The organism is Streptomyces luteolifulvus (assembly GCF_008806595.1).
Lineage (GTDB): Bacteria > Actinomycetota > Actinomycetes > Streptomycetales > Streptomycetaceae > Streptomyces > Streptomyces luteolifulvus.
Window position 1 is genome coordinate 1 of sequence record NZ_VZRB01000008.1, and the last position, 12,055, is coordinate 12,055.

Sequence of the window (12,055 nt, forward strand, 5' to 3'; positions counted from 1 at the left end):
AACGGCTCGATCAACTTCCACTGTTCGTCGGTGAGTTGCCTGCGCGTCACGGTCTTCTTCCTACCGGATCCGCCTTCCAGACGGACCCGGATCGGCAAGATTGATCACGACATCACACAGGCCCTAGGCGGCACATTTGTCAGCCCGGTCCGGGCAACTCAGCCCGGTCGCGGCACCTACAGCCCGTCCGGCGTTTGAGGACGAGGCCGTCCAGGCCGAAGCGGGGCCTGGGGGCGGCAGCCCCGGCGACGCCCACACCAACACGGGTGACCTGCCACAAACACGGGTCACCTTTCGAGACGCTCCTTACTGCCGGAGGTCCGCTCCGCATAGCATCGGCCTCCGCATGAACACCACGACGCTCTGGCACATCACCGGCTGGGAGTTCGCCGCGCTCGCCTTCGCGGCCCTCCTCGTCGGTTTCTCGAAGACCGCGGTGAGCGGTGCCAACACGGTCAGCCTCGCGATCTTCGCGGCGGTCCTGCCGGCCCGCGCCTCCACCGGCGTCCTGCTGCCCGTACTGATCGCCGGGGACGTGTTCGCCGTCCTCACCTACCGGCGGCACGCGCACTGGCCCACACTGCTGCGGCTGTTCCCGGCGGTCGCGGCGGGCGTGGTCGCGGGCACGCTGTACCTGATGCGGGCGGACGACGCGATCGTACGGACCTCGATCGGCGCGATCCTGCTGCTGATGGCCGCGGTGACGGTGTGGCGCCGCCGCCGCTCGGCCGGCACGGAGCCGGATCCGGATGCGGTCACCACCCGGGCGGGCCGCGTCAAGGCCCGCTCGTACGGCGTCCTCGGCGGCTTCACCACGATGGTCGCCAACGCCGGTGGCCCGGTGATGTCGATGTATCTGCTCTCGGCGGGCTTCCGGAAGCTCGGTTTCCTCGGCACCTCCGCGTTCTTCTTCCTGATCGTCAACCTCTCCAAGGTCCCCTTCAGCGTCGGCCTCGGCCTGATCGACGGACGTTCGCTGCTGCTCGACGCGGCGCTCGCGCTGTTCGTCGTGCCCGGAGCGCTGCTCGGCACCTGGGCGGTGAGCAGGATCAACCAGCGGCTGTTCGAGCGACTGGTGATCGCGGCGACGGTCGTGGGTGCCGTACAGCTACTGCGCTGACCGGCGCAGCAGTGCGGGCAGGTCCGCGAAGGAGTCGATCACATGGTCGGGCGTGCCGCCGGCGGCCCGGTGGGTCTCCGGCAGGTACTTGCCGGTCTTCACGAGAACCCCGGTGATCCCGGCGCGCTGTGCGGCCAGGACATCGGACTCGATGTCGTCCCCCACCATCACCGTCTCGTCGGCGCCGACGCCCAGACGAGCCAGCGCCGCTTCGAAGAACGCGGGCGACGGCTTCCCGGTGACCTCGGCCTCGGTGCGGGCGGCCTGCTCCAGACCGATCAGGAACGCGCCCGAGTCGAGCTGCAGCCCGTCCTCGGTCCGCCAGTACAGATTGCGGTGCATGGCCACCAGCCGTGCCCCGCGCTGGAGATGGCCGAAGGCGCGGTTGAGCGCCGCGTAGTCGAACTCGGGCCCGGCCCCGCCGACGATCACGACATCCGGCACGGTCCCGGAGTCCGTCGCGTCCAGGACGGTCACACCGTCGAGGTCCTCCCCGATGTCACCGCTGTTCAGCAGGACACACCGTGCGCCGGGACTGCGCTCGGCCAGATGCGCGGCGGTGACGGCCGGCGCGGTCAGGATGTCCTCGGTGGCCACCCAGAACCCCGCGCTCTCCAGCGTCGCGGCGATCGACGCCCGGGTCCGCGAGGTCGTATTGGTCACCAGCGCGAGGGCGAGCCCGGCCTCCCGGAGCTCCCGCAACGCCTCCACCGCACCGGGCAGCGGCTGCCACGACACGGTGAGGACCCCGTCGATGTCGATCAGTACGGCGCGCACGGATTCCATGCCCGGACGATAGCGCTCGCGCGGGACCTCGTACGCTCGTCGCCATGTCGCCCCACGTCCTCGTCCTCGGCGGCACCGCCGAGGCGCGCGAGCTGGCTGCCGTGCTCGCGGCACGCCCCGGTGTCCGGGTGACCACGTCCCTCGCGGGGCGTGTGTCGCGGCCGGGGGCGCTCGCCGGGGAGGTACGCGTCGGGGGCTTCGGCGGGGCCGAGGGGCTGGCCCGGTGGCTGCGTGAGCAGCGCGTGGACGCCCTGGTCGACGCCACCCACCCGTTCGCGGAGACGATCACCGCGAACGCGGCGCGGGCCGCGGCCGCCACCGGGGTCCCGGCGGTGGTGCTGCGCCGGCCGGGCTGGCGGCCCGGCCCCGGGGACCGCTGGCACCCGGTCGACTCCCTGGGCGCGGCGGCGGACCTGCTGCCGCGGTTCGGCAGCCGGGTGTTCCTGACCACGGGCCGGATGGGCCTGGCGGCCTTCGCGCACCTGACGGACCTTCACTTCGTCGTCCGCTCCGTGGAACCGCCCGAGCCGCCGGTTCCGCCGCACAGGGAAGTGCTGCTGGCGCGCGGCCCGTTCACCGTGGCCGACGAGTCGGCACTGCTGCGCGAGCACTGCATCGACGTACTGGTGACGAAGGACAGCGGGGGAGAGGCGACAGCGGCCAAGCTCACGGCCGCACGCGAGCTCGCGCTGCCCGTCGTGGTCGTACGACGGCCGCCCCTGCCGGACGGCGTGGTGGCGGTGCCGGACGTGGCGGGCGCCCTCGACGAGCTCGGCCTCGGCCCGCCGTGACGACCGGGCCCGCAGCCGGTGCCGTACGCCTCAGTGGTTCTTCGGGTGTCTCCGCAGCAGATACGTGTCCATGATCCAGCCCTTGCGCTCGCGCGCCTCCGCACGCAGCCGCTCGATGCGGGGCGCGGCCTCGGCGATCGGGCCCGAGGCGAGGATCTCGTCGGGTGTGCCGATGTAGGCGCCCCAGTAGATGTCGAGGTCCTGGTCCGCGTACTGCCGGAAGGTCTGGTGGGCGTCGAGCATGACCACCACGTCGTCCACACCTTCCGGGAAGCCCTCCGCGAGCCGCCGCCCGGTGGTGATCTGCACGGGCCGGGCGACCCGGTTCAGACCGGTCCGGTGCCGGGCGACGAGCGCCGAGACACTGCTGATGCCCGGCACCACGTCGTACTCGAAGGCCACCGAGCCCCGGTCGAGGATCTCCTGAAGGATCCCGAGCGTGCTGTCGTACAGCGCGGGATCCCCCCACACCAGAAACGCGCCGCTCTCGTCCTCACACAGTTCCTCGGCGATCAGCCGCTCGTAGATGTCGGCGCGGGCGCTGCGCCAGTCGCCGACGGCGGGGGAGTAGGCGCTGCCGCCCGCGGTCCGGTCCCGCTCGGGGTCGCGCGCCTCCACGACGCGGTACGTCCCCTCCGGTATGTGCGCGTCGAGCATGTCCCGGCGCAGCCGGACCAGGTCGTTCTTCACCTCGCCCTTGTCGAGGACGAAGAACACGTCCGTGCCGCGCAGTGCCTTGACCGCCTGCAGCGTGAGCTGGTCGGGGTCGCCCGCACCGATACCGATGACATGAATCTTTCGCACGCCCCGAGTCTGCCGCACGGCACCGACAGCGGGGACACCGAGTCCGGGCCGCGCCCGCTACCCCCGCAGCCGCGGCGCCCGCGCGGCCGCGTCGACGACCCCGCCGCCGTCCGCCAGGAGCGCGCGGTCCTCCACGTCCCGCGCGAGGCCCCGTGCCCAGACGGTCAGCCCCGCCAGATCCATCCCGTGCGGCCGTCCCCGCCCGGAAGCCGATGCCCATGCCTCCACGGCCGCGGCCCCGCGTCGCAGCAGCCGCGCCCCGCCCGTGACGTTTCCCCGGGCGGCGTGCGTGAGCCCCACCGCGAGCTGGGCGAGACCGCGCCACAGCTCGCGTTCCTCCTCGGGCCCCGACTTCCAGGCGTCCTCGAACACCTCATGGGCGTGGAAGGGCTTGCCCGCGTCCAGCAGCTCCTGCGCCTGGGCGACGGTCTCCTGCGGTGTGCGCGGGACGCCCTCGGGCTGGCGGGCGACGCCTTCCGTGCCGTAGGGCAGGGGCCGCCCCAGCCCGTCCCGTGGCCGGGCGTTGCGGGCCCGCCCCTCGCTGTCGCGGTCCCGCGCTCCCACCGGCCGTCCTGAGGATGTGCTGCCCATACGCCGATTGTGCCCCGCCCGTGACCCGCTTCGGCGACGCCCCCCGCGTGAGGTAAAGTGCTGTTCGCGCGATCACGCGGGTCACCGCGGGAAGCGCACCGGGACGTGGCGCAGCTTGGTAGCGCACTTGACTGGGGGTCAAGGGGTCGCAGGTTCAAATCCTGTCGTCCCGACGGTGTGGAGGGCCTTCGCGGGCGGCAGCCTGCGGGGCCCTTTCTGCATGTCGAGGCCGGTGCGGCTGCTGACGCCAGCTACCCCTCACCCCGCGTGAACCGGTCGAGCAGGGCGTCCAGCCCGGCGGCCAGGCCCTCGGGCCCGCCCGGGTCGGCGAGGGCCGCGGCGGTCTCCCGCAGCGTGGGCAGCTCCTGGGGCGACAGCCGGTGCAGGCCCAGGCGGAAGGCGGGATCGGTCTCTTCGGGGTTGTCCACCATGGGGCGCAGTTCCACGGACACATAGCCGAGCAGCCAGGCGGTGAAGGCCCGGAAGACGGCGGAGGTGGCGGCCTCGTCCAGCCCGGCTTCCCGGAGCAGGGCGAGCACCCGCTCGTGTTCCTTCAGGACCGCCGGCGGCCGCCGGACCAGCGGGACGGCCAGCATGCGGGTGGACAGCAGCGGCACGGCCCGCGGATGGGCGAGACAGACCTCGTACATCGCCCGCGCGATGCGGTGGAGCTCGCCGCGCCATGCCTTCTCGGTCGAGGCGGCGTTCTCGGGCTCGGCGCCGAGCCGGTCCTCCAGCTCCAGGTAGAGGGCCTCGACCAGGCCGTCCAGCAGGGCGTCCTTGCTGGACGCGTACCGGTAGAGCGCCATCGCCTCCACGCCGAGCTCGGCGCCGAGCCGGCGCATGCTCAGCGTCGAGAGTCCTTCGCGGTCCACGAGCTCCAGGGCAGCGGCCAGGACCCGTTCCCGGCTCAGCCTGCCGTACCGCCCGCGGTCGCTCGCGCGCCGGGCCGGGTCGGCCCCCGAGTCTTGCGCCATCGTCTCTTCTCCCGTCCTGTCCGCTCACCGCACAACGAATCTCGACAGTACGTATACAGCGTAAACATACACGCCTGCCCATGGCAGGTCCAGGATCTCAGCACACAGGACACCAGAGCCGCCAACTCGCCCGACGCGGGCCGAGATGCCCGGCATGTACGCCCCGCCTAGCATCGGTCATGGGCACGTGGGTCCTCGGTCCGCGAGCGTCGTCCTTGCGGGACCCGTACGCCCGGCAGGAGAAGGCCCGTGAACGCACCCGCTGTCCTCCTGGTCGACACCCCGGCCGGTCTCGCGCACATCACCACCCCGGCGCCACGTGACGTCTGGTGGGACCTGGCCGGCCAGGACGCGCACACCCACGTCACCCAGACCCCGGCCTGGCTGGACGGCCTGTGCGACTCCGGGCCCTACCGGGACACGAGCCGCCTCTACGAGTTCGAGGGTGGCCGTCGGCTCGTCCTGCCCCTCGTCGGCAGGAGGCATCTCCCGCAGCGTCTGGACGCGGAGGAGTCCTGGCCCGTCGACTGGGGCATCGGGGGGCCGGTGTGCCCGGGAGAGGCGAGCCCGGCGGAGGCGCGCGCGGTCTTCGACGACCTCGCGCGGCTGCGCGCCCTGCGGGTCGGTGTACGGCTGCGGCCGGCGGATCAGGCCGTCTGGGCGAAGGCCGCACCCGCGGGCTTTCGTCCCGAGCCCCACATGACACAGATCGTGAACCTCGACGGTGGCTTCGGCACCGTCTGGGAGAGCCGCTTCCGGCCTCATGTGCGGCGCCAGGTCCGCCGCGCCGAGCGCTCGGACGTCGAGGTCGAGGTCGACCGCAGCGGCCGGCTCGTTCCCGTCTTCTACGAGCTGTACCAGAAGTCGATTCTGCGCTGGGCCGAGCAGCAGCACGAGCCGCTCGCGCTGGCCCGCTGGCGCAGGACCCGGGCCTTCCCCGTGCGGCGGCTGGCGGCGGTGGCCTCCCGGCTCGGCGAGGGATGCGCGATCTGGATGGCCTGGCGGGCCGGTGAGCCCGCCGGGGCGCTCGTGGTCCTCCGCCACGGCGGGCACGCCAAGCTGTGGCGCGCCGCCATGGACCGGGAACTGGCCCATCCGGTCCGTGCCGTTCCGCTGCTGTACCGGTTGGCGATCGAGGATGCGTGCGCGGCTGGCTGCCGGGCCTTCGACATGGGGGAGTCCACCCCGGGATCCTCCCTCGCCCAGTTCAAGGAAGGCTTCGGGGCGGAAGGCCTCCCCTCGCCGCGCTACCTCCGCGAACGCCTTCCCGTCTCGGCGGCGGAGCGCCGGCTGCGGACCGCGGTCAAACGCGTGATCCGCTTCCGGGACGCCTGACCTCGCGCCTTTCAGTCGTTCGCCCATACGTCGACGGGGTCGGCCTCGGCGCTGTGCTCCAGCGGTTTCAGCTCGTAGGCGTCCATCAGCGTGCGCAGCAGTCCGTAGAGATTGTTCGGCTGGGTGTTGCTGCCCCGCTGGACATGCTCGCCCGCCAGGATCGTGGGGATGTGATTGGGCCCTTCCGAGTCGTCCTCGTCCCAGGTGACGACCAGCAGACTGTTGTGCTTCATCGCCCAGTCGGCGTAGTCGCCGAGGTTGTCCCGCAGCCAGGTGTCCGCCTGCCGCACGCTGCCGTCGTGCATGTCGTTGTTCAGGTCCGGGACGACGAACGAGATGGTCGGCAGCTCGTCGAAGTCACGCGGGAAGTCGGTCCACGGGCGGTTGAGGGAGGCGGGAAGGTTGGTGAAGTTCACCCAGGGGTTGTGCCGGCGCACATAGGCACCGCTGCTGCAGCCGGTGAAGCCGACCCGGGGCAGGCCCTCCGCATAGCCGACGAAGGTCAGGCCGGCCTGCAGGAGTTGGGAGGCGAGATTGCGGGCCGTCAGCGTGTGCGGGCAGGAATTGTCGCTCACGCCCTGGGTGGAGCCCGAGAAGAGCGCCAGGTAATTGGGCTGACTCGGATGGGTGATGGCGAAGAACTGGGTGAGCGAGGCACCCTGCCGGGCCAGTTCGTTGAGGTACGGGGCTTCCGGGCTGCCGATGACGGCGTCGAACGGCTGGTTCTCCTCGATCACCACGACGATGTGGTCCGGACGGGGGATTCCCTCCTGGGCCGATGAATTGTCACAGCCCGCTGTCGTCAGGAGCAGCGCCGTCACGGCCGCCCAGGCGACGAGCCCCCTCGCGATGAGGCGTCCCGGTCCAGGTCGTGCACTCCTCGGTCGTGGCCTCACCGCTCTCCCTCCCGGAACCCGTCTCGACACCCGGCTTCTGTGACGGTTACCCGCTGCCGCTTGCAGCGATCGCCAATGACGTCACAATCGGTACTAATACCTCATATCGGTCGATGCGGATCGCTGGTGCGGAGCAATGGGCGGGAGTGACGTCAGCCGGTGTGGACAGGCCGGATCCGGGAGGTCGCACATGAGTCGCGTCAACGCCCCCTTCGGCGATGGGGTTCCCGGGGAGATCTCTTCATGGGCAAGCTCCCGACGCTGACGAACGGGCCGATGGCCGCCCTCACCAGCGCCGTGAGACGGTGGCCCGGCTCGGGAGCCACCGACCGGCGCGGCTCGAACCGGACCACACCCCGCCAGTGGACCGCACGCTGCGTCCTCCCGGTGGCCCTCGCGCTGTGGCTGCTCTCCCTGCGCCATGTGGACCTCGGCGGAATGCGCGACTACGGGCTGCTCCAGGTGCTGCCGGTGCTCTTCTGGGTGGCCCTCGCCCTGCTCACCCTCGGCTTCTGCCTGGCGCTGACCGACCGGCGGACCGCCGGCGGCTGGTTCGCGGGCTACGTCCTGGGCCTCATCGCGGTCATCCACGCGACCCCCACGCTGCTCTTCCCGACTCTGCGCTACAGCTGGGCCTGGAAGCACGTCGCCGTCGTCGACGCGGTGATCCGCAACCGCGGTACTGTGCCGCACGCGGAGAAGCTCGACATCTACAACCAGTGGCCGGGATTCTTCGACCTCAACGCGTTCTTCATGCAGGCGACCGGCCTGGACTCGGCCCTCGGCTACGCGACCTGGACCCCGCCCGTCTTCAACGCCGTACTGCTCGCCCCCCTGCTGCTGCTCTACCGGACGGTGACCCGTGATCGCCGGCTGATCTGGGGCGGAGCGTGGATCTTCTACTCGTGCTCCTGGGTGGGACAGGACTACTTCGCCCCCCAGGCCTTCGCGTTCCTGCTTTTCGTGACGGTGATTGCCCTGGTCATGGGGCAGTTGCCCACCTCCGCCCTGTACCGTCCCGGTGACATCCGTACGGACCGATGGCCCGTCGGCCGCTTCGTGCTGCTCGTACTGGTTCAGTTCGCCATCATCTGCTCGCATCCGCTCACACCACTGATGCTGCTCAGTGCGCTGGTGGTGCTGTCGATTCCGCGCCGCAACCGGCGCGTGGTGCTGCCGGCCCTGGGCAGTGCGCTGGTGCTGACCGCGGCCTGGGATGCCACCGTCGCCCGGCCCTACATCTCGGACAATGTGCACGACTTCCTGGGCTCGTTGCTCCAACCCGACAGCAACGTCGTCTCCGGGCTGGCCGCGCTGGGCGCCGCGCCACCGGGCCAGGTCGTGGTGTCCTGGGTCGACCGGAGCCTGTCGGCCGCCGTGTTCCTGCTGGCGGCCATCGCCTTCCTGGCCCGGCCGTGGGTCCGCCGCACCGGCCTGCCCCTGCTCGTCCTGGCTCCCCTGCCGATCCTGACCGCGAATGCCTACGGCGGAGAGATGATCTTCCGTGCCTATCTGTTCGCGCTGCCCGCAGCTGCTTTCCTGATCGCGGCCCTGCTCTTCAAGTGGGGCAAGCGGCCGCGCCTGCGCACTCTCGCGCTCTTCCCGCTGCTGCTGGCGCTGCTCGGGGGGCTGGTCTTCGGCTACTACGGCAAGGAGGCCGCGGACTACTTCACGAAGAGCGAGGTCGCCGCCGGACGCTTCCTCGCGGCCACCGCTCCCCCCGGGTCCACGATCGTCTCCCTCACCTCGACCGTGCCGGGACTGTATCTGCGCTACGACGAAAACCTCCGGGTGCAGCTGGACCAGCAGGACATCGAGGACCGGCGGCGCCTGGTCAGGAACCCGGTCGAAGGTCTGGAGCCGTTCGTCGAGGGAGCCACGCCTGCCCGGCCCGCCTACATCATCCTCAGCCGCGCCCAGGCCGCCGACACCTACCTGAGGGGGGTCCTGCCGGCGGACACCATGCAGCGCGTGCAGTCGGCCCTGGCGAAGGGCTCGGGTTACATCCCCGTCTACCGCAGCAAGGACGCCGTGGTCTACCGGTATCAAGGCACGAAGAGCGGAGACGGGTCATGATCCCCCTGCGCTGGGTACTGGCGCTGTCCGGCTGGGCGGCCCTGGCGGCGGTGACCTTCCTGCCGGACGGCGGCGTCCTGCGCGTCGCGGCGGCGACGGCGTTCCTGGTCGTCTGTCCCGGGCTGGCGGCCTCCCGGTGGGCCCGTTCCGCTCCGCCGTACGCCGGCGACCGGACGGCCTTGCTGGAGGCGGGTGTTCTGGGCGTCGTGCTCAGTCTGTCGCTGGCGGTGCTCGTCGTGGTGCCGCTGTATCTGAGCGACACCTTCACGATCACGCGAGCGCTGGTCGCTCTCGCGGCCGTCACCTCCGTGCTCGCCCTCGTGCCGAGGCGCCTCGGACGTCGTCGCCTGGCGCCGCGAGCCGTCCCGGACGCGGGTACCCCAACGGCCGTCGCCGATCAGCCCGAGCCGCGCGCCTCCGAGTGAGGCCGCGCGGCAGTCCCCGTACGGCCCGAAATCCCAGCTCCGCCCCCGCCTTTGTGGTGGGGGCGGATTCGTGTTGTCCGAAGAACCCCGCTGCCCCCTCTTGACGTCGCTTCCAAATCGGGTGAAGGTGTACATATACGTCGTAAACATATGTCGTAGGTATGTACTCGGAGATACATGATCATGTACAACGACCCGATCATCAGCAATGAGCGAGACGCCATGACGTCCCCGACCGTGAGCCTGGTCGTACCGGCCCGCAACGAGGCGCGGAACATCCCGTGGGTCTTCGAGCAGATTCCGGCATGTGTGGACGAGGTCATCCTCGTCGACGGCGACTCCACCGACGCCACGATCCCCATGGCCCAGCACTGCCTGCCGACCGTGCGCAACGTGCAGCAGAGCGGCCCCGGCAAGGGCAACGCCCTGCGCACCGGCTTCCTCGAAGCCAAGGGCGACTACGTCGTGATGATGGACGCCGACGGCAGCATGTCACCCGGGGAGATCCCCCACTTCCTGCACTTCCTCGAGCACGGATACGACTTCGTCAAGGGTTCGCGGTTCGTCGCGGGCGGCGGCTCGCTCGACATCACCCGCATCCGCCGGATGGGCAACCATGTGCTCCTGATGGCCACGAACCGGCTCTACCACGCTTCGCTGACCGATCTGTGCTACGGCTTCTGTGCCTTCCGGCGCAGCTTCCTGGACCAGCTCGACCTGCACGCCGCCGGTTTCGAGATCGAGGCCGAGATGATCACGCACGCCCTGCGCTCCGGACTGCGCATCGCCGAGGTCCCGAGCCTCGAACTGCCCCGGCGCAACGGTCGCTCCAATCTCCACGCCATATCCGACGGGCGCCGGGTGCTGCGCACCCTGTTCTCGGAACGGCCGGGCGCCCGGTCCTCCACCGCCCGGCACGAGAGGAGCGCTTCGTGAACTCCCTCGCGATGCGCTCCGCTCCCGTCCGGCCCCCCGTGCCGGTGGTCGACATCGACCTGGCCCGCCCAGGCGAGTTCCGGCTGCCCGGCGACCGGGGGCCGGTCCGGCCACAGGGGAAGGTCCGTGCTCTCGTACGACTGCACGGTCTTCCCCTGGGCATGGTCAGCGCCATGGACACATCGGGACCCGAGGGCCTGTGGCGGGCGGTGGCCAATGCCGCGTACGTGGAGCTGTCGGGTCAGCTGGCCCGGCACCGCGCCGTGGACCGGACCGTGGACGGGACCGGAACACCGGAGGGCGGCGTCGGCGAATGGCCCTGTCAGGCCCTGAGGCGCCATGCACTCCATGACGCACCCGCCATCAGCGTGGTCGTCGCCACCCGTGACCGGCCGGAGCTGCTGCGCCGCTGCCTTCGTTCGCTGCTGCGGTCGGAGTACCCCGAGTTCGAGATCATCGTCGTCGACAACGCCTCCTCCGACGGGGCGACCGAAGCCCTGGTCCGCGGGGAGTTCAGGGGACAGGTCCGCTACGTCCGCGAGCCCGTCGCCGGCCTGGCCCGCGCGCACAATCGCGGGCTCGCCCGGGCACGCGGCTGCCTCGTCGCCTTCACGGACGACGACACGCTCGTCGACCCCGGATGGCTGTCGGCCCTGGCCGAGGCCTTCGCACACGACACCCGGATCGGCTGTGTCACCGGGCTGATCGTGCCCGCCGAACTGGAGACCCCGGCCCAGACCGCGCTGGAGCGGCAGGGCGCATTCGCGAAGGGGTATGTGCCGCGCACCTGGTCGGTGTCCGATCCGCCGGCGGACCCGCTGTTCCCGTTCACCGCGGGACGCTTCGGCTCCGGCGCCAACATGGCCTTCCGTACCGATGTGCTGCTCTCCCTGGGCGGCTTCGACACCGCGACCGGTGCCGGGACCCCGGGCCGGGGCGGCGACGACCTGCTGGCCTTCTTCGAGGTCCTGACGGCCGGTCACCTGCTCGCCTACCAGCCGAGTGCCATCGTCTGGCACAGTCATCGTCGTACGTGGGACGCCGTGGCCGCGCAGGTGTTCGGCTATGGCGCCGGGCTCGGCGCCTATCTCACCGGGGCGCTGGTGAGGAACCCCAGGCGGCTGCCCGCCCTGCTGCGGCGGCTGCCGCGCGGCATCCGCTACGCCATGACCAGATCGCGCGACCGCAGCGCCGATCCCGAGGCCGACTGGTCCCGGCGACTGGCGCTCCTGGAAGTGCGGGGGATGGTCTACGGCCCTTGCGGCTACCTCCGCGGACGTCTCACCGGCGCCGGACCCCGATGATCGAGGTGAGCGGC

The 12,055-nt window shown here is 71.2% G+C and carries 13 protein-coding genes and 1 tRNA gene; 9 read left to right on the top strand and 5 right to left on the bottom strand.

Annotated features, from left to right (window positions below):
* Together F7R91_RS42680 and F7R91_RS13650 are read left to right on the top strand one after the other, a co-directional pair.
* A partial coding sequence (locus F7R91_RS42680; protein ID WP_225320637.1) for a hypothetical protein occupies positions 1 to 198 on the top strand: 198 nt, incomplete at its 5' end.
* 148 nt (positions 199 to 346) lie between these two features.
* On the top strand, positions 347 to 1,120 hold the full coding sequence (locus tag F7R91_RS13650; RefSeq protein ID WP_150948085.1) for a sulfite exporter TauE/SafE family protein: 774 nt from the start codon (positions 347 to 349) through the stop codon (positions 1,118 to 1,120).
* Here the strand turns inward: F7R91_RS13650 and F7R91_RS13655 are convergent.
* Positions 1,109 to 1,906 carry a TIGR01458 family HAD-type hydrolase gene (locus tag F7R91_RS13655; protein ID WP_150948086.1) on the bottom strand — a complete coding sequence of 266 codons (798 nt, stop codon included), beginning with the start codon at positions 1,904 to 1,906 and terminating at the stop codon, positions 1,109 to 1,111. The genes F7R91_RS13650 and F7R91_RS13655 overlap by 12 nt on opposite strands.
* Before the next feature lie 44 nt (positions 1,907 to 1,950).
* Between F7R91_RS13655 and F7R91_RS13660 the strand changes: the two genes are divergently transcribed.
* Positions 1,951 to 2,697: a cobalt-precorrin-6A reductase gene (locus tag F7R91_RS13660; RefSeq protein ID WP_150948088.1), complete on the top strand. Its 747-nt coding sequence runs from the start codon at positions 1,951 to 1,953 to the stop codon at positions 2,695 to 2,697.
* A gap of 30 nt (positions 2,698 to 2,727) precedes the next feature.
* On the opposite strand, the gene cobF is transcribed toward F7R91_RS13660, so the two are convergent.
* Together cobF and F7R91_RS13670 are read right to left on the bottom strand one after the other, a co-directional pair.
* Positions 2,728 to 3,501, bottom strand: a complete 774-nt coding sequence (gene cobF / locus F7R91_RS13665) for a precorrin-6A synthase (deacetylating) (protein ID WP_150948090.1) — start codon at positions 3,499 to 3,501, stop codon at positions 2,728 to 2,730.
* A gap of 57 nt (positions 3,502 to 3,558) precedes the next feature.
* Positions 3,559 to 4,092: a DUF309 domain-containing protein gene (locus F7R91_RS13670; protein WP_150948092.1), complete on the bottom strand. Its 534-nt coding sequence runs from the start codon at positions 4,090 to 4,092 to the stop codon at positions 3,559 to 3,561.
* A 99-nt stretch (positions 4,093 to 4,191) separates the two neighbouring features.
* Here F7R91_RS13670 and F7R91_RS13675 point away from each other — a divergent pair.
* Positions 4,192 to 4,265 (top strand) — tRNA-Pro (locus F7R91_RS13675).
* A gap of 78 nt (positions 4,266 to 4,343) precedes the next feature.
* Here the strand turns inward: F7R91_RS13675 and F7R91_RS13680 are convergent.
* Positions 4,344 to 5,069, bottom strand: a complete 726-nt coding sequence (locus tag F7R91_RS13680; protein WP_150948094.1) for a TetR/AcrR family transcriptional regulator — start codon at positions 5,067 to 5,069, stop codon at positions 4,344 to 4,346.
* A gap of 249 nt (positions 5,070 to 5,318) precedes the next feature.
* Between F7R91_RS13680 and F7R91_RS13685 the strand changes: the two genes are divergently transcribed.
* Complete coding sequence (locus F7R91_RS13685; RefSeq protein WP_150948096.1) at positions 5,319 to 6,404, top strand: GNAT family N-acetyltransferase; 1,086 nt, start codon at positions 5,319 to 5,321, stop codon at positions 6,402 to 6,404.
* A gap of 11 nt (positions 6,405 to 6,415) precedes the next feature.
* Here F7R91_RS13685 and F7R91_RS13690 read toward each other — a convergent pair whose 3' ends face one another.
* Complete coding sequence (locus F7R91_RS13690) at positions 6,416 to 7,225, bottom strand: alkaline phosphatase family protein (RefSeq protein ID WP_225320638.1); 810 nt, start codon at positions 7,223 to 7,225, stop codon at positions 6,416 to 6,418.
* A gap of 318 nt (positions 7,226 to 7,543) precedes the next feature.
* On the opposite strand from F7R91_RS13690, the gene F7R91_RS13695 reads away from it, so the two are divergent.
* The 4 genes from F7R91_RS13695 to F7R91_RS13710 all read left to right on the top strand — a co-directional run bounded on the left by F7R91_RS13695 (position 7,544) and on the right by F7R91_RS13710 (position 12,041).
* Positions 7,544 to 9,376 (top strand): glycosyltransferase, encoded by a 1,833-nt coding sequence (locus F7R91_RS13695; protein WP_150948097.1) that lies wholly within the window; start codon positions 7,544 to 7,546, stop codon positions 9,374 to 9,376.
* Entirely contained in the window at positions 9,373 to 9,801 is a 429-nt protein-coding gene (locus F7R91_RS13700; protein WP_150948099.1) for a hypothetical protein, read from the top strand. The genes F7R91_RS13695 and F7R91_RS13700 overlap by 4 nt, the downstream gene beginning before the upstream one ends.
* Before the next feature lie 222 nt (positions 9,802 to 10,023).
* Complete coding sequence (locus F7R91_RS13705) at positions 10,024 to 10,737, top strand: glycosyltransferase family 2 protein (RefSeq protein ID WP_225320639.1); 714 nt, start codon at positions 10,024 to 10,026, stop codon at positions 10,735 to 10,737.
* A complete protein-coding gene (locus F7R91_RS13710; RefSeq protein ID WP_225320640.1) occupies positions 10,734 to 12,041 on the top strand; it encodes a glycosyltransferase in 1,308 nt (435 codons plus the stop codon). Before F7R91_RS13705 ends, F7R91_RS13710 begins: the two co-directional genes overlap by 4 nt.
* Positions 12,042 to 12,055: the final 14 nt, after the last annotated feature.